This window comes from Carboxydocella sporoproducens DSM 16521 (genome assembly GCF_900167165.1).
Classification (GTDB): domain Bacteria; phylum Bacillota.
The window spans coordinates 24506-41535 of sequence record NZ_FUXM01000019.1; the positions used below are offsets into that span (position 1 = coordinate 24506).

The window sequence follows — 17030 nt, forward strand, 5'->3', positions numbered from 1 at the left end:
AATCTCACCATACTACATACTGTAGTTTCAAGTCAAGTTATTAACAAAATTTAAAACCCTCCCTTAGCATGGGAGGGTTTCAACAAAATTATTCTGCCAGCTGGGGTGCACCAACTGGACAAACATCGGCACAGCCGCCACATTCAATGCACTTTTCCTCATCAATGACGTACTTGTCATCACCTTCACTGATAGCATCGACGGGGCATTCGGGAGCGCAAGCGCCACAGCTGATGCATTCATCACTAATCCGATAGGACATTCTTTTCACCCCCTTCAGTGGTATCGCTGATATTTTACCATGGAAGGCAGGCTTTTTCATCATTTTCCTGAGCTTTTATTGAAAAAAATTTTTTGTTTTGGGTTTACCTTTTCTTAATTTACCTCTTGTTTCTAGCCCACCAATTCCTGCTACCCCGGAAATAGTCGCTTTAATTACCTCTTCCACCGGCACCGTCATCTGGAAGGGGGAGTAGGCCACGCGCTCTACTACCAGTACAGGGTCAAAGGCATGGATTAATATGCGCTGGGGTGCGCTGGCATAATTGGCCCCCGCTTGCAGTAAAGCCTCATAATAGGACTGGCAAGCGCCGGCAAAAATCACCAGAGCATCTTTATCCTGCTGCCAGGAACGGGCCGCCTTGACAGCTTCGATAAAATAACGGGAATTACGGTAGGAGTCCAGGTTTTTCCAGTCACTGTTTTTTTTCAGCAAACCATCATGGCCGGTCAGAACCAGAATATCCGGTTGATATTTGGCCAGTAACTCCTTCACCCGTTGCGGCTGCTCCATTTCCGGCACCATGAAGCCCCAGCAGTTTATTTTCAGCTGCTGATAGGAATTGAGACAGAGGTTAAGATACTCCTGGTCCCCATCCAGGTGCAATACCCGGCCTGGCAATTCAAAAAAATCCTGTTCCTCCTGGCCATTGGCCGCCTGGCGCACCAGAATCTGCCGCAAATGCTCATGATGGTGTTTGATAAATTCCAGCCGCCGCCGACGCACTTCTTCATCACTCAATAAAACCAGATCATCCAAAGGAGCATCAGCTTCCAGCCTGACATCTATCCCGCGCAATAAAGCGTGATTATCCCGAATTCTGACGATGCGAAAAAATACATCGGCCTGATATGAACGGCGCGCTACAATATCCCCTACCTTAAAGGCTGTCACACCCATCCCTCCGGTGCCCATCGCTTTCTTTATCCTATGCACCGGTCAGGGCAGGGTTGACACTTAATTCCCTACTTATACGGGCAAATTCCTCCAGGCTCAGGGTTTCACCCCGGCGGCCGGGTTCAATCTGACAGCTCTCCAGCAGCTGTAACCATTCCTCCCGGGTTAAATTAAAGCCTGCTTTGCTCAAGGTATTAAGCAGAGTTTTGCGCCGCTGAGCAAAAGCAGCTTTCACCACCCGGAAAAAGATTTTTTCATCCCCTGGATCAACCGGGGGCTGGTTGTGTTTTTTCAGGTGGATCACCGCCGATTCCACTTCCGGGGTCGGTATAAAGGAAGTGGCCGGTACCTGTACGAAAATTCTGGCCTGGCAGTAATACTGGACCGCTACAGTTATGGCCCCGTATTCCTTGCCACCGGGCTGGGCACAGATTCTTTCTGCTACTTCCTTCTGTACCATCAGGGCCATTTCACTGATCCGGTACCGGTTTTCCAGTAAATGCATCAGAATCGGGGTAGTTATGTAGTAGGGCAAATTGGCAGCCAGTTTATACCGGGTTGCTCCTGTCTGTTCCTGAACCAATTGATCCAGGTTCACTTTCAGAACGTCCTGGTTGACCAGTTTCAGGTTGGAGTAGTCGCGAAACAGATCCTGCAATACCGGGATCAATTCCCGATCCAGTTCAATCGCCACTACCTGCCCTGCTTTTTGCAGCAGCTCTTCAGTCAAAGAGCCGATTCCCGGGCCAATTTCTACCACCACATCATCGGGTTGTAAATCGATAGCTCGTACAATTGCCGAGGTTACCCTTTCACTGATAAGAAAGTTCTGACCCAGTTTCTTTTTGGCCCGCAACTGATATTGATTAAGAATGGCCCTGGTCCGGGCCGGAGTGGCAATTTTCATGGTTCTCCTCCTCGTCAATCTCCTGTACAGCAGCTTCTATATCCTCTCTGCTGATTCCATAAGCATTTAGCCTTTGTAAAAACTGTTTGGCATTGGCATAGCCGATACCCAGGCGATCCCCCACCTGTTCCCGGCGCCAGGCAGCATCAGCTGTTCCGGCCAGGCCCCAGAGGTTTAAATCCTCAGCAGTGAATGTCTCCTGCCGTTCCTTTACCAGCGTCTTGACCTGAGCCAATGCCGCCTGAATGGCTTCAGGACTGGCATTTTCCACTCCGATATTGCCCTCTCTGGTGCCTGCCGCCCGGGGTAAATAGGCATGTTTGGCCCCTGGCACTAGTTCAGCCAGCCGCCTGCGAATAGCCGCTCCGGCGGCATCGGGATCGGTAAGAATGATAACCCCCTGCCTGGCCTGAGCTGTGCGAATCCGTTCTATCACCTTTTTGCTGATCCGGCAACCACCTGTAGCGATTACCTCCGCATCTACTGCCGCTTTGACAGCCGCAATATCATCCCGGCCTTCAACTACTATGATTTCCTTGATTTTCATCATCAAACCTCCCGTAAAAGAGGAAAAGGAAAGGGAATACTCCCTCTCCTTACAGTTTTGCTTAACGTTCCAGAACATATACAGTTACATTGCGCATACCCCAGTTGATGGCCTCTCCGTAACTGTCGAAAAACAGGTCAATGTGGTTGCCTTTAATACCACTGCCCATATCGGCTGCAATCCCTTCCCCGTACCCTTCAATCCAGAGACGGGTGCCAAAAGGTATCACCCTGGGATCCACCGCCACTACTCCCCGATGGGGCCAGATACCTGTAGCTGTGCGCCGACCTGTATGGGTATAAGCAGTAGCCAGGACATTCATTACTTTAGCCACATCCCGTTCGCCACCCCGGGAAATCACCCCGCCGCGGGAAGCCACTTTGTTGCCTCCCTTTACTATCAGGGCTGGCCGGGCAGCTGCCACAACCCGCTGTTTTACTAACTGTTTTTGGATGAGCTTGTTATTTTGATATACCAGACGATATTTCTTTTCGATTTTTCCCGGTTTAGCCTGACGCAATACCTGTCGCCAGCCTGCCGGTTTCTTGGGGTCATACTGAACCAGCGGCTGGGCTGTAAAAGTGGTGTACTCGTACTTATAGACCGTTTGGGTTTTAATTTTGGTACGGGAGGGCCTTTTCACCGTTTTCCCCCAGGCAGCACTGCCGCTGATCACCAGAACAAAGGCTAACAGCAGGGCCAGTGTTGTCCGGAGTTTGCGGTTTATTACCATTGCATCCACTCCTTTCGCTTATACTATATTCGCCAAAGGAGGGATGAATTCCTGCCGGAGAAAAAATTACCAGTGGCAAAAGTTTCCGACTAAATCCGGAAAAGCTGGCAAGCATTGTCGAAAGTGCGTACTGCCAGTTCCTCCGGATCCATCTGCCTTAGTTCCGCAATTTTGCGCAACACCCAGACAACATAGGCTGATTCGTTCCGTTTACCCCGATAAGGCTCAGGGGTAAGATAAGGCGCATCGGTTTCAATCAACAGGCGCTCTAGCGGTACTTTGGCGGCAACCTCGGTTAACTTGCGGGCATTATGAAACGTCACCGGACCGGCAATGGATATATAAAACCCCAGGTCCAGGCAAACTTTAGCCATTTCCCAGCTGCCGGAAAAGCAATGGAAGACACCACCGTTCTTTTCTCCAATCCGGGATTCCTTTACCATTGCCAGCAGATCGGCATGAGCATCCCGGTCATGGATAATCACCGGTTTACCTACCTGTTGAGCCAGTTCCATCTGGTGAGCAAAAACCCCTTGCTGTACCGGCCTGGGAGACAAGTCCCGGTAATAATCCAGGCCCATCTCTCCCAGAGCTACCACCTTGGGGTGAGCCGCTAGTTCCAGCAATTGTTTCCAGGTATCCTCATTAGCAGTTGCTGAATCATGGGGATGAATGCCCACCGCCGCATAGATAAAATCATATTTTTCCGCCAGGGCCAGGGAACGCCGGGAGGAGGAAAGGTCATAACCCACATTGACAATCCGCTCCACTCCGGCCTCCCGGGCCCGTTGTAACATTTCCTCCCGGTCCTGGTCATATTTGCGGTCATCCAGGTGGGCATGGGTATCAAAGAGTTTCAGTTTCGCCATTTTATTCGCCCCTTATTTTACTTTCGACCCGGGTTTAATATCTTTTTGGACAGTCAGTACCTCCAGCCCGTTTTCATCAGAAGCTGCCAGAATCATACCCTGACTTTCAATTCCCCGTAGCCTGGCAGGTTTCAGGTTGGCTACCAGCACAACTCGTTTGCCTACCAGTTCTTCAGGAGCATAGTGCTGGGCGATCCCGGACACGATGGTGCGGATTTCATCACCCAGCTTAACCTCTAATTTCAGCAGTTTATCAGCTTTAGGCACCTTTTCGGCGGCAATAACTTCTACAACCCGCAAATCCACTTTACCAAAATCTTCAATAGTGATATAATTATTGTCAACAGATACTGCTTTTTCTACTTTTTCCACTGTCACTTTTTCTGCCTCCGTTTCTGTTCCTTTCCAATCAATCCGCGGGAAAAGGGCCTGGCCCTTGACTACTTTCAAACCAGCCGGTAAACCTCCCCAGACCTGTACCGAATCCCAATCTGCCTTATTCAAATCCGTCAGGCCCAGTTGTTGCCAGACCCGCGGAGCCAGTAAAGGCATAAAGGGTGAGAGCATTACTGTAACTATGCGGATCACTTCAGCCAGATTATAGAGAACTGTATTCAGTCTATCCTGTTGTTCCTGATCTTTGGCCAGTACCCAGGGGGCGGTTTCGTCAATATATTTATTGGCCCGGGCTATTAGTGGCCACAGTTCGGACAGGGCATTGGCCAGCTCCAGATTATCCATGGCCCGCGTATATCCAGCCAGAGCCTGCCGGTAGGTTTCAATCAGATCCTGGTCAACTGCCTGAAGGGGACCAGGGGCGGGCACGATCCCATCCCGGTATTTTTCAATCATGGCCACCGTGCGGGAAACCAGATTGCCCAGGTCATTGGCCAGATCAGCATTGATGCGATTGACCAGAGCTTCTTCCGAATAGTAGCCATCAGAACCAAAGGGCAATTCCCGCAAGAGGAAATAGCGTACAGCATCTACCCCGTATTTTTCCACCAGCTGAACGGGATCCACCACATTGCCCTTGGATTTGGACATCTTGCCCCCGGCCAGCAGTAGCCAGCCATGTCCGACTACCTTTTCCGGCAGAGGTATACCGGCTGCCATCAGGATTATGGGCCAGATGATGGTGTGGAAACGCACAATATCTTTCCCCACCAGGTGTACCGCCGGCCAGTACTTGCCCAGTTTCTCCCATTCCGGTCCGCCATAACCCAGGGCGGAGATATAGTTGGTCAGGGCGTCAAACCAGACGTAGATGACATGCTTGGGATCCCAGGGCACAGGAATACCCCAGTCAAAAGTGGTCCGGGAAACACAGAGGTCCTCCAGACCCTGTTTGATGAAATTAATCATTTCATTGCGCCGGGAAACAGGCTGAATGAATTCAGGATGTTCCTCAATGTACTGTAACAAACGGTCGGCATATTTGGACATACGGAAAAAGTAGCTTTCTTCCCGCACCAGCTCTACCGGTCGGCCGCAATCGGGACAATTGCCATCTACCAGTTTGTTTTCCGTCCAGAAGGTTTCACAGGGAGTGCAGTACCAGCCTTCATATTCTGATTTATAGATATCTCCCTGGTCATAAATCTTCTGAAAAATAGCCTGCACTACCTTTTTATGCCGTTCCTCGGTGGTGCGAATAAAATCATCATAATCCACATACAGGAGACGCCACAGCTTCTGAAACCCGGCAACAATCTGATCTACATGTTCCTGAGGAGTAAGGCCACGAGCCTTAGCGGTTCGCTGGATTTTCTGGCCATGTTCATCAGATCCGGTCAAAAACCGGACATCATACCCTCTCAACTTCTTGTACCTGGCAATGGTGTCTGCGGCCACCGTAGTATAGGCATGGCCGATATGTAAGTTATCGCTGGGATAATAAATGGGGGTGGTGATATAAAATGTAGGTTTGGCCATTTTCTTACCTCCTCATTCGGAAAAAATAAACCCCTCACTGAAGGGGTAAGAGGTTGTTCACGGCATTCCCGGGGACAACCTGCTGTCAAACTCCTCTTCACATCATTTTTACCCATACGGGTAATACTATTACTGATAATAGCTGATACAAAAAAAATTGTCAAGAAATGCAAATGCCCCCTTGACTTTAAATGGAAAGCTTGGTATCATAAGTCTGACGGTTGATGTAGTAATTTGTCGAAACTTGTCGAAGGGAGAGACGTCTGTGATGAAGTCTACTGGTATCGTAAGAAAAGTTGATGAACTGGGCCGGGTGGTTATTCCCATCGAGTTGCGCAGAACTCTGGGCATTGATGAAAAGGATGCCCTGGAAATCTATGTAGATGCGGAAAAAATCATCCTGAAGAAATACGAGCCGGCCTGTGTTTTCTGCGGCAATGCCGGTAACATCACCCATTTCCGGGGCAAAAATGTCTGCATGGACTGTGCCAAGGAAATGGGCGAACTGGCCAGCAAGTAGGGCTAAAACAAATAAGGGGGCAATAAGCCCCCTTATTCTTTTGCCAGCAACCGCTGGTATATTTCCCGGCGACTAAAACCGGTTTCTGCCGCCGCCTGTCGCGCCGCTTCTTTCAGGCTCATCCCAGTCTCCATAAGTTGCCGGGCCCGCATCAATGCCCTATCTTCAGTATGGGTCTCTGTTTCTTCCTCATTCTGCCCTTCTTTTTTCCCCGGATTTAGTATTACTACAAACTCACCCCGGGGCTGTTTCTCTTCCCACCAGTGCATAATTTCTTCCACCTGGCCCCTTACAATCTCTTCATGTACCTTGGTCAGCTCCCGGGCAATGGCTATTTGTGCTGTTGGGCAATACTCACGGATTTCTTCCAACAGCAACCGCAGACGATGAGGGGCTTCATAAAAAACCAGGGTGTAGGGATGCTGTCGCAGTTTTTGCCAGAGCTGGCGCCGTTCTTTTTTGTGATGGGGCAGAAAACCGAAAAAGGTAAAGGGCAATTCCGCCATACCCGCAGCTACCAGTGCTGTCAAACCTGCATTGGGGCCCGGCAACACTTCCACTTTAATCCCGGCCTGCCAGGCCAGATCAATCAAATGCAAACCCGGATCGGAAATTCCCGGCATGCCTGCATCCGATACCAGGGCAATCTTTTTCCCTTTCTGGAGCTGGTCAATCAATTTGGGCCCCTTACTGGTTTCATTATGTTCATGATAACTGGTCAGAGGAGTGGAAATCTGAAAATGATTAAGTAGCTTAATGGTGTGCCGGGTATCCTCAGCCGCAATCAGGTCTACTTCCTTTAATACTCTGAGTACCCGCAAGGTTATATCTTCCAGATTGCCAATGGGGGTTGGGCAAACATAAAGCACTCCCTTACTCAAGGCCTACACTCCTCAGATCTTTATAAATAGCAAGCATGGCTGATGTATAATGCCCCTGTTCATCGTAGATGAACAGGGGAGGTAATACCTTTAACCCTGGGCCCCCATCTTTATATGCCTCCAGCAAAACCTGAGTGGCTATCCTGCTTTCCTTGCCATGTACAAACCACAGGCGCTTCACCTGAAAACGGTATTGGACCAGCAGCACCATTAGCTCAGCCAGTCTTTCCGGACGATAAACCATAGCCAGGCGGCCTCTGGTCCCCAGGGCCCTGGCTGCCGCTTTAATGACATCCTCCAGAGTACAGGTAAGTTCATGGCGAGCCATGCCGATCTTTTTCGTTGCGCTCAGTTTTCCTTGTCCCAGGGGGCGATAGGGTGGGTTGGCCACCACCAGGTTATAATGCCTGCCGGGTTTCCAGCTGCGCAAATCAGCATTAACAACTTCAATTCTCTCCTGCAGTTTATTAAGCCTGATGCTGCGCTGTGCCCGTTCAGCCACCTGTTCGTTTAATTCCAGGGCCGTAAAGGACAAATCCGGTTGACGCTGGATCATTAGAAGAGGAATGATGCCCGTCCCGGTACCCAGATCCAGGATAGTATCCCCCCGCTGGACAGTTGCAAACCAGCTGAGCAAAACAGCATCAATGGTATAGCGAAACTGATCTTCTGCCTGAATGATCTGCAATCCGTCAGTAGTCAAAGTATCAATTCTTTCTCCTGGCTCCAATCGGACCAAGTTGGTTTTCCTCCCTTTCCAGGGATTTTTTTAAGAAGCCCATACAAAAGAGACAGTCCCCTTCCTGGCGCATTTGCCCAAAATGCAGATTGCAAATATGAAAACCCTCATTATATAAACGAGCCAGGTTATCATAACCTTCGCCCCCCACCGGTTTCAAGGGCTTCCTTTCCGTCTTTTTTATCTGTACTTCTCCTTGCAGATAATTCTGGTAGATTTCTGTCACTTCCCGGCGCAGTTTTTCATTTTCCTCTTCCAGGTTTAATGCCTTTTCTTTTAATTCCTGTAACTCATCCAGCAAATGTTTGATGATAATTTCCAGCTCGGTGATTTTTTTGATGAGCTGCATGCTCTCACTCCTTGTTGTTGAGGAGTCTTTTCGCTTCATCCAGAGGAACTTCCACAATGTGTTTGCTTTCCTTCATTTCCACACTAACGGTTTTCTTTAAAATATTAGCAGCAACTATTTTTCCTTCTCCCGCCGGAAGGTTAACCCAGGTTCCCAGAGGTGGATAATCCTTTTTCTCTTCTTCATAAACATCATTTTCATACTTAAGGCAACACATCAAACGCCCACAGATACCGGAAATTTTAGTCGGGTTAAGGGATAAGTTCTGTTCTTTAGCCATTTTGATGGAAACAGGGACAAATTCCCCCAGGAATGTTTTACAACACAAGACCCGACCACAGCTGGCCAGCCCGCCCAGCATCTTGGCCTCATCCCTTACCCCGATTTGCCTTAACTCAATCCGGGTACGGAAAATAGCGGCCAGGTCCCGGACCAGGGCCCGGAAATCAATCCGGCCATCCGCAGTAAAATAGAAAATGATTTTACTGCGGTCAAAGGTGTATTCCACCCCTACCAGTTTCATGGGCAAGCCATGTTCCTGAATCTTTTCCAAACAGATTTTGAAGGCCTGTTTTTCCTTTTCTTCATTTTCTTTTACAATTTCCGCATCTTCGGGATTTGCAATCCGAATAACCTGTTTTAAAGGCTGAACTACATCTTCCTCCGCAATTTCCCTGATCCCGGTCACACATTGACCATATTCAATCCCGCGGGCTGTTTCCACAATCACATGATCACCGGCTTTTACCTCCCAGGGCCCGGGATCAAAATAATAGATCTTGCCCGCTTCCTTAAAGCGCACTCCTACTACTTTTACCATTTATTCTAACCTCCGTATCTGGCGATTTGCAGAAACAGCCATTCCAGCAAGAGCCGGATGTTTACATTGGTAGTCAGCAGGCGCTGGGCCTTTAGGATACTGTCTGTGATAACCAGTATCTGTTCCCGCTGTAGACGCTGTTTCATTTCCTTTAACAATGGCTCACAATCCCTATTTAAGGTCAGTTGATTTTCTGCTGCCAGCTCATGAACCAGCAAATCCCGAAAAATACTCAGGAGAATTTCCAGTTTGACAGACAGCAGTTCCTTTTCTTTTTCCCATTCCTCTGCCTGTCTAAAACAGCAACTAACCCCCTGGGCTAAAATATCTTTTAATCCCGTGATAACCTGTTGACGAGTCAAAGCCAGACCTTTTTCCTGCAAAAATTCCTCCAGTTTGCCCGGAATCCCTTCTGCCAGCAACAAGAGGGTCTCAATCTCCCCCTGCCAGCCTTCCGGCATCACCTTGCCGGCAAATTCCCGCATTTCCTCATTATTGAGAGGGTAAAACTGCAAAGTCTGACAGCGGGAACGAATGGTTTCCAGTAAAGCAAAAGGCCGGTCAGTCAGGAGAAGAAATACGGTTCTTTCCGGCGGCTCTTCCAGAATTTTTAGCAGGCTATTGGCACTTTCCTCAGTCATCCCATCAGCCTGCTGGATCAAAACGACTCGTCCCCGCTCCAGCACAGGTTTCAATGTCAGGGTCTGCTGTAACTGCCGAACCTGCTCTATCTTAATAGAGTTACCTTCCGGCTGGATTTGGATAAACTCAGGATGAGTCCCGGCTTGAAAAAGATAACAAGCCTGGCAACTCTGACAGGCATCCCCATCCTCCCGGGGCTGAAGGCATAAAAAAGCCTGGGCAAAAGCCTGGGCTACCACCCTTTTCCCAATTCCCACCGGTCCTTGAAAAATGTAAGCATGGGCCATTTGCTGGTTTTTGAGGTTTTTTAAAAGAAAACGGACTAACTGTTTATGCCCGATAATTTCCTTCAACATCATGTTCACCACTTAATTCAGGTATACATATCTACCAGTAAGCCCCGAATTTCATCTACCCGGGCCAGTATTTCCACCTGGCTTTTTTCTTTTTGCAAAATCTCCTCGGTCAATTCCTCCAGTTTGGCATTGACTTTATCCACCAGGACATGCACTTTATATCGGCCTCGACGGTCCCAGCCCGTTTCTTCCCGGACCTGATAGCCAGATGAAACTACCTCCCGCAAAAAGTTACGCACCATTTCCTTATATCTTTTCAGTTCCACCAGGGTTCGGTGATTGGCCAGCCGCTGGCCCTGTACTTCAATATCTTTGATTAATTTATCCAGCTGTTTTCTGGTTTCCGTGGTCTGGGCCTTGATGAGCTGCTCATTAAAATCAGCCCTGCGAGCCTCGCCATCTTTTTCCCGCCCGGGACCATCAATTCCCGGCAAACCCCCGGGCCCACGGCGTAAATCAGATATTTTCATTTTCTCTCATCCTTTGCTGCAGGATCTGCCAAACCGAATCTACCACTTCAGCCAGGTCGCGACTGCCATCGATGATTTCCCAGTTTTGCTCTCTGGCCAATTCCAGATAACCTTGCCGCACCCTTTGGTGAAAGGCCAGCTCTTCCTGTTCCAGACGGTCAGGGGCTTGTCCCTGGCGATTTTTCTTAACCCGGCTTAATCCCAGCTCTGGTTCAATATCAAAGAGGAAAACCAGGTCCGGCTCCACTCCCAGGGTAGCCATCTGGTTAATTTGCCGTAAAAAGGTCAAATTCCAGCCTCGTCCGTAACCCTGATAAGCCAGTGTGCTGTAATAGTATCGGTCACTGAGCACTATTTTCCCTTCTGCCAGCGCCGGCAAAATCAAGCGCCTGACATGCTGCACTCGGTCAGCACAGTATAGAAAGGCCTCAGCCTCACCACACCATTCGTAATCAGTTCTAAGCAACAATTCCCGCAATAGCTGTCCTTCTCTGGTCCCCCCGGGTTCCCTGGTGGTAAGATAACTGACACCAGTCTGTTGCAGTTTACTGGTTATTTCCTGTAATACCGTCGATTTTCCCGCTCCATCCGGTCCTTCAAATACGATAAATTTTCCTGTCCGCAACTATTTCACCACCCAAATTTCCTCAATACCCCAGGCCTCCAGTGCAGCGATGGTATCAGCCTGAATTACTTCCCCGGGACAAACTATTGCCAAACCCGGTGGGCATGGTGCTACCGTTTGGGCTGCCACTCTGTCTTTGGCCTGATTTGTTGCTACCCGTTCTTTCTTGGCCAGCCAGGCTTCCCGGGGCAACATGACCAGGCGGTTCTCCTCAGGATAAAATTGTTCTTTCCAGCAGTTAGGTTTCCCCGTTTTTGGTTTTAATTGGCCTAAAGCCTCGATTAATCTTTTCCCCTGTTCTGGATTGAAGTCATAGTTTATCAATAACAGGACCCGATCTGCCTCGTATTTTTCTACCACTATCCCCTTCTGTCTTAAATGAGTAGCCACTTCTACTCCTGTATATCCTTCCAACCTCAACAAAAGCCTGGTCCTATCCAGCTGGTAGCCGGCTGGTAATTGCTCTGGTTTTAATACTTCTATCCCTATCCTCTCCAGCTCCCAGCGCAATTGTTCCGCCCACTCCAGCATCTGCTCGATTTTTTCCCGGCCATGAAAATACAGCTCCCTGCGCGCTAGATCCAGTGCCGCCATAAACAAATAGGAAGGGCTGGTTGTAGTGAGTAGCGATAGGTTCTTTCGCACCCAGTCAGCCTTTAGTTTCGCAGTGGGCAGGTGCAGATAACCCGTCTGTGTCAGAGCCGGACCGGTTTTATGCAACCCATGCACCACCCCGTCACAGCCTGAAGTGATGGCACTTACAGGCATCCTTTCATGCCAGGGAAATAATGCGCCATGGGCCTCATCTACCAGAACAGGTGCAGTGGTGTTGTAGCTATTTGCCAGCATCCAGTCTTTAAGAGGCCAGGCTACCCCTTCATAGGAAGGGTACAAAAAGAAAATACCATCACTATCCAGCGCAACCCCTTCAGTTTCTGGCCCGATAATCAGCTGCCATTCCGGCAAAAAAACTGGAGGGTAAAATACCGGTTCCGCCCCCGTCAGCACCAGAGCATGGAAGACACTGGCATGAGCCCAGCGCGGTATAGCTATTCTGTTTCCATTTTGCGAGACCACCGCTGCCATCATGGCCCAGATTCCCGCTGAAGCTCCTTCCACCAGAAAAAAGGAAGCCTGGGTTTGATATGCCTCTGCCAGCAGTTTTTCCGCAGCTGCAATACAACCCTCTGGCTGATGCCAGCTATCCAGTCCCGGGATCTCGGTGACATCCCAGCGGGCAACCGCAGCCAGCTCTGGCCAAAGGGATTGAAAAGCCCGGCCCTGACCATGGCCCGGCATATGCCAGCAATCTCCCTTTTGGGCCAGATATTCATTTATGGCATCAAAAATTGGACAATCTGCTTGTTTGTTCATAATTTTTATTTTACCATAAGCCCGCAGCTGTGCCAAAAGTTTTAACTCATATCAGAAAAGGAAAAGCGAAAAATAGTTGTACCGGGGAAAATGGAGGGATTCTTATGAAGAAAAAACGGGAAGACATTATCGATTTTGCTAAATTAAGCAAAAAGTATCGTACCAATGTCAAACGGATAGTATCGCTCTGGCAAAAAGGCAAAGATGACTTTGAAGTTTCCAGCAGCCTGGGTATTGATTACTTCACTTTAAAACAGCTGCGCTATGAAATCGAACAGGCTCATCTCCGCCACCGATATCAGTCCTGGATAAATTCTCATTCTTTACAGAGATGAACCTTTGGTTTAAACTAAGAGTAGAGGTGATAGCGGTGGATATTGAACTGCTCCTGTTTCTCTGGCGCTGGCAGATTTTGACCTCTACTTTTAGTCAAAACCAGTTACCTAATTCTCTTAATACTGACAATACTGCCAGTTTTGCTGAGATCTTGCAATCTGCTGTTGCGCAGGCCGAGCAAAAAGCGGAAACTACGCGACAGCAAGTTTCAGGTGCGATTAAAGCCCCTGCTGCTTTCGCTCCATTAATTCAGCAAGCGGCACAAAAATACGGGGTTGATCCGGATCTGATCACTGCTGTAATTCAAGCGGAGTCCAGTTTTAATCCCCATGCTATTTCCCGCGTCGGGGCCCAGGGGCTGATGCAGTTAATGCCTGCTACTGCCCGCGCGCTTGGAGTAACCAATGCTTTCGATCCAGCCCAGAATATCGAAGGGGGTACAAAATATTTAAGGCAACTGCTGGACCAGTTTGGGGGCAATGAAGCCCTGGCTGTAGCGGCCTATAATGCTGGTCCCCATGCTGTGAAAAAGTACGGTAATAATATTCCCCCTTATCAGGAAACGCAAAACTATGTGAAACGGGTTTTGTCTAATAAGTTGGAGCTGGAAGCCTAAAAGGACTGTCGCTGGGACAGTCCTTTTACTTTTTTATACTATATCTAATTTTACTCAAGTCCTCATTTGGTTTCGGTTTTCTAAAAACAAACAAATGCTCATGCATAATTAAATAAAAATCCAGTTGATTAGCTTTATTGCGCCATATTCCTTCTGTAGTTTTACAATTATGCTGAATTTTTATTATATCTTCTTTAAGGGCAAATCCTTGATTTAAAAAACGTTCCATCACATAATAAGCTAAAGGAACGTAATGTCTGCCCTTTCTGGTATCACCAATTAAAATCGCACAATACCTATTAGGTTTTAGAACGCGATATAACTCTGCAATTATTATTTCAAGCTCATCACAAAATTTTTTGACACCAGAAATATTAGACAAATCGCCATCTATTTTACCTTCAGAATAAGATATTATATTCAAATAAGGCGGGTGAGTTAAAATTAAATCTATACTTTCGTCTTTAATAAAATATAAATTACGAGCATCAGCATTAAATAATTTAAAGTTGCTTTCTGTATTATTATAATCAATTTTTATTCTTTCCCTAGTTATGTTTATTGCTTTTTCATTTATATCAACACCTATGCCTTTCCTGCCTAAAATTTTAGCTTCAATGAGTGTAGTCCCACTGCCTACCATAGGGTCTAAAATTAATTCACCTTCTGAAGAATATTTCAGTATTACATTTCTAGCAATTTGTGGAGCAAAATTTCCCCTATAATCACCTTTATGCGTCGCCCAATTACCCCTGTCCGGAAAAGACCAAACCGTAGTTGTTTCTAGATTAATCTCTTGAAATAAGTCATCTTTTTTGTCCATAAATAATTTCTCCTAAACAAATATTTCAAACTTTATATTTGAACTCCTTATATCATATTTGTATTTTATTAACTTTAATCCAGTCCAGGTTTTTGATTGGATGGGTCTTCTTCCTTTTAAGTAGTTTCTTTGTATTATATTTGTTAAATTTTGTATAGCATCATTAGAAAAATCATAAGCAACTAAAAATGCATTTATCATTGAATAATCACCAAAAGCATATTCATCTCTAATCCAGTCTACATACTTCATTAATTGTTCAATATCTTCCAATCTTGCTATATCTTTTTTGTTTTCAATTACAATATACTCCGATTTTGTATTTTTAAATCCCTTAATATAGGAGTATCCGAAAATATCCATTTTATCCATATAATCAATTGGCTTAAAAGGAGACGCAATTACTTGATGAGATAAATAATCCCATTCGCCAAATATCTTGATTGTATTAGGTTCTTTCTGAGAAAGCTGAAAAAGAATTCCTGCTTCTAGAGCCATTTCGTGAGAAAGACGATCTCCATCGGCACAGCTTTTTAGAATGTCGTTACAATTAAATAAATAATCTGGCGTAATTTTTTTACTTAACAAAGAATGATGATTTATGTAATCACTAAAAAAACATTCATGGGATTTTGGATTAGTTAAAATATTTTTGTTACGCCGCAAGAATATATCAATTAAAGCCTGGTTTTCATCATCATCAACTTTTATAAATGATACCTTCCAAAAAGCTCTTAACATACGAAATACTGGCGGGTTTGAGGCAAGAACATCATCCATATCTATTCCTTCTTTAAAAAAATATGGACTTGGTTTAAATACGCATATCCATCGTTGGTTTATACTTCCTTGGCCTTCATTCCATAACAACTTTTTTTCCAATTCTGAATATGGAGGTAATAATGGCTTATTAGCATCAGGATAGTTTAAAAACTTGCAATCTCCGTTTATATTTACTAATTCCCCAATTCCATAAATTTTGCGGTCAATAAAAAAATATATATTGTCTCCTGGTTTCATTGTAGCATAATCAGCAAAAGTGGCTTCATGATGTATTCTCCAATATCCATTCGGGGGTGATAACAAAGTAGAATAAACTCCATTCTTAATATATAGTTCTAAAGCACTATTTGAATTTAGGTTAATAATATAACCTGCCATTTTTCTCACCTATTCTACTTCTTCATTAGCTATAATTTCTAATTATTAATTCAGAAATGGGGCCACGTTTATCCGGACGACAATTTATAGCTCTTTTGGCATAAACTTTAACTATGTTATATCCTTTATAAAGTTCCTTAATAAACGGAGTATCAGAGTTACTTAACATTAGTTTACTCCCTCTTCTATCTAATTCACAAAAAATATTTGCTAACCTGATCTGGTCTTTCTCTGTAAAATCGTCGCTTGTATAACTAGTAAAAGACGATGTTTCTGAAAGCGGATGATAGGGGGGATCAAAATAGATAAAGGTATTTTTGTCTGCATAATCTAAACACATATCAAAATCACCAAATAATATTTCAGTTCTTTTTAATAATTCTCTTGCGCGCATTAAGTTTTCTCTATCAATTAATTTAGGGTTTTTATATTTTCCAAAAGGTACATTAAATTCTCCCTTTTTATTTACCCTCCAAAGCCCATTATATCCAGTTTTGTTTAAGTAAAGAAATCTTGCTGCTCTTTGTATATTTGTTAATTGGTGTGGCTGTAACTTTCTAATATAATAATAAAACTCCGCATCATTTTTATAACTTGTTAATTCTTCAATCATTTCGTCCAAATTATCCCTAACCACTCTATAAAAATTGATAAGTTCATGGTTTTTATCAATTATTATTGGCTTTTCTGGCTCTAAGAAAAAATACAAAGCTCCTCCCCCAATAAATGGTTCTATATATCTATCAAAACTTTCAGGCAAAAATTTTGTTATTGTATCTAAAAGTTGTGTCTTACCACCTGCCCATTTTACTAATGGCTTTATTTGAACCTTATAATTAACCATCTTATAATTAATCAAATTTAAATTCCCCCTAAAAATTAGTTTTATCCTTTACCTCTTTTATTCAGCAAAATATTCTATTCTACACTTACAGTTAACTTCCTTCCGGTAGTCAATTTAATTCGATAAAAATGGAATATAAATAAAATACCCACCAAGCATTTCTGCTTGATGGGTTAACTCGTGTCCGGCAGCGACCTACTCTCCCAGGACCCTGCGGTCCAAGTACCATCGGCGCTGGTGGGCTTAACTGCCGTGTTCGGTATGGGTACGGGTGTTGCCCCACCGCCATTGCCACCGGACTATTCT

General features: G+C 45.8%; 21 protein-coding genes and 1 rRNA gene. 3 read left to right on the forward strand and 19 right to left on the reverse strand.

The genetic code is table 11. The annotated features are described in order from the left end of the window. Positions 1–88: 88 nt before the first annotated feature. The 7 genes from B5D20_RS08165 to metG all read right to left on the reverse strand — a co-directional run bounded on the left by B5D20_RS08165 (position 89) and on the right by metG (position 6168). Positions 89–262 (reverse strand): DUF362 domain-containing protein, encoded by a 174-nt coding sequence (locus B5D20_RS08165; protein WP_078665743.1) that lies wholly within the window; start codon positions 260–262, stop codon positions 89–91. 75 nt (positions 263–337) lie between these two features. After that, entirely contained in the window at positions 338–1174 is an 837-nt protein-coding gene (yabG, locus tag B5D20_RS08170) for a sporulation peptidase YabG (RefSeq protein ID WP_242952057.1), read from the reverse strand. 34 nt (positions 1175–1208) lie between these two features. Continuing rightward, a complete protein-coding gene (rsmA, locus tag B5D20_RS08175) occupies positions 1209–2084 on the reverse strand; it encodes a 16S rRNA (adenine(1518)-N(6)/adenine(1519)-N(6))-dimethyltransferase RsmA (protein WP_078665745.1) in 876 nt (291 codons plus the stop codon). Further along, positions 2044–2631 (reverse strand): ribonuclease M5, encoded by a 588-nt coding sequence (rnmV, locus tag B5D20_RS08180; RefSeq protein ID WP_200803485.1) that lies wholly within the window; start codon positions 2629–2631, stop codon positions 2044–2046. Before rnmV ends, rsmA begins: the two co-directional genes overlap by 41 nt. Positions 2632–2692: 61 nt before the next feature. Then, positions 2693–3364 (reverse strand): G5 and 3D domain-containing protein, encoded by a 672-nt coding sequence (locus tag B5D20_RS08185; protein ID WP_078665747.1) that lies wholly within the window; start codon positions 3362–3364, stop codon positions 2693–2695. Positions 3365–3453: 89 nt separating this feature from the next. Further along, positions 3454–4233 (reverse strand): TatD family hydrolase, encoded by a 780-nt coding sequence (locus B5D20_RS08190; protein ID WP_078665748.1) that lies wholly within the window; start codon positions 4231–4233, stop codon positions 3454–3456. 12 nt (positions 4234–4245) lie between these two features. Then, positions 4246–6168: a methionine--tRNA ligase gene (gene metG, locus B5D20_RS08195; RefSeq protein ID WP_078665749.1), complete on the reverse strand. Its 1923-nt coding sequence runs from the start codon at positions 6166–6168 to the stop codon at positions 4246–4248. Between the two features lie 268 nt (positions 6169–6436). On the opposite strand from metG, the gene B5D20_RS08200 reads away from it, so the two are divergent. After that, positions 6437–6688 carry an AbrB/MazE/SpoVT family DNA-binding domain-containing protein gene (locus B5D20_RS08200; protein WP_078665750.1) on the forward strand — a complete coding sequence of 84 codons (252 nt, stop codon included), beginning with the start codon at positions 6437–6439 and terminating at the stop codon, positions 6686–6688. 32 nt (positions 6689–6720) lie between these two features. Here B5D20_RS08200 and rsmI read toward each other — a convergent pair whose 3' ends face one another. Genes rsmI through B5D20_RS08240 form a run of 8 tightly spaced genes read right to left on the reverse strand, consistent with a single transcriptional unit; the run spans position 6721 to position 12980 of the window. After that, the gene (rsmI, locus tag B5D20_RS08205; RefSeq protein ID WP_078665751.1) at positions 6721–7569 is read right to left on the reverse strand and encodes a 16S rRNA (cytidine(1402)-2'-O)-methyltransferase; all 849 of its coding nucleotides are present in this window, start codon (positions 7567–7569) and stop codon (positions 6721–6723) included. Beyond that, a complete protein-coding gene (locus B5D20_RS08210) occupies positions 7562–8308 on the reverse strand; it encodes a tRNA1(Val) (adenine(37)-N6)-methyltransferase (RefSeq protein WP_078665752.1) in 747 nt (248 codons plus the stop codon). Before B5D20_RS08210 ends, rsmI begins: the two co-directional genes overlap by 8 nt. Further along, positions 8277–8657: an initiation-control protein YabA gene (locus B5D20_RS08215; protein ID WP_078665753.1), complete on the reverse strand. Its 381-nt coding sequence runs from the start codon at positions 8655–8657 to the stop codon at positions 8277–8279. The genes B5D20_RS08210 and B5D20_RS08215 overlap by 32 nt, the downstream gene beginning before the upstream one ends. A 4-nt stretch (positions 8658–8661) precedes the next feature. Continuing rightward, the gene (locus tag B5D20_RS08220) at positions 8662–9477 is read right to left on the reverse strand and encodes a PSP1 domain-containing protein (RefSeq protein WP_078665754.1); all 816 of its coding nucleotides are present in this window, start codon (positions 9475–9477) and stop codon (positions 8662–8664) included. Between the two features lie 5 nt (positions 9478–9482). Then, the gene (gene holB / locus B5D20_RS08225) at positions 9483–10475 is read right to left on the reverse strand and encodes a DNA polymerase III subunit delta' (protein ID WP_159071758.1); all 993 of its coding nucleotides are present in this window, start codon (positions 10473–10475) and stop codon (positions 9483–9485) included. Positions 10476–10492: 17 nt separating this feature from the next. Further along, complete coding sequence (locus tag B5D20_RS08230) at positions 10493–10945, reverse strand: YaaR family protein (RefSeq protein ID WP_078665756.1); 453 nt, start codon at positions 10943–10945, stop codon at positions 10493–10495. Then, positions 10932–11570, reverse strand: a complete 639-nt coding sequence (gene tmk / locus B5D20_RS08235; protein WP_078665757.1) for a dTMP kinase — start codon at positions 11568–11570, stop codon at positions 10932–10934. The genes B5D20_RS08230 and tmk overlap by 14 nt, the downstream gene beginning before the upstream one ends. Continuing rightward, positions 11571–12980, reverse strand: coding sequence for an aminotransferase class I/II-fold pyridoxal phosphate-dependent enzyme (locus tag B5D20_RS08240; RefSeq protein WP_078665758.1), 1410 nt, complete (start codon positions 12978–12980; stop codon positions 11571–11573). A gap of 68 nt (positions 12981–13048) precedes the next feature. Between B5D20_RS08240 and B5D20_RS08245 the strand changes: the two genes are divergently transcribed. Together B5D20_RS08245 and B5D20_RS14215 are read left to right on the forward strand one after the other, a co-directional pair. Beyond that, a complete protein-coding gene (locus tag B5D20_RS08245; protein WP_078665759.1) occupies positions 13049–13279 on the forward strand; it encodes a hypothetical protein in 231 nt (76 codons plus the stop codon). Positions 13280–13314: 35 nt separating this feature from the next. Further along, positions 13315–13896 carry a lytic transglycosylase domain-containing protein gene (locus B5D20_RS14215; protein WP_278308219.1) on the forward strand — a complete coding sequence of 194 codons (582 nt, stop codon included), beginning with the start codon at positions 13315–13317 and terminating at the stop codon, positions 13894–13896. Positions 13897–13921: 25 nt separating this feature from the next. Here B5D20_RS14215 and B5D20_RS08255 read toward each other — a convergent pair whose 3' ends face one another. The 4 genes from B5D20_RS08255 to rrf all read right to left on the reverse strand — a co-directional run bounded on the left by B5D20_RS08255 (position 13922) and on the right by rrf (position 17023). Then, a complete protein-coding gene (locus tag B5D20_RS08255; RefSeq protein WP_078665761.1) occupies positions 13922–14719 on the reverse strand; it encodes a TRM11 family SAM-dependent methyltransferase in 798 nt (265 codons plus the stop codon). A 12-nt stretch (positions 14720–14731) separates the two neighbouring features. Continuing rightward, positions 14732–15880 carry a PDDEXK family nuclease gene (locus B5D20_RS08260; RefSeq protein WP_078665762.1) on the reverse strand — a complete coding sequence of 383 codons (1149 nt, stop codon included), beginning with the start codon at positions 15878–15880 and terminating at the stop codon, positions 14732–14734. A gap of 25 nt (positions 15881–15905) precedes the next feature. After that, positions 15906–16739 carry a DNA adenine methylase gene (locus B5D20_RS08265; RefSeq protein ID WP_242947918.1) on the reverse strand — a complete coding sequence of 278 codons (834 nt, stop codon included), beginning with the start codon at positions 16737–16739 and terminating at the stop codon, positions 15906–15908. Between the two features lie 167 nt (positions 16740–16906). After that, a 5S ribosomal RNA gene (rrf, locus tag B5D20_RS08270) occupies positions 16907–17023 on the reverse strand. Positions 17024–17030: the final 7 nt, after the last annotated feature.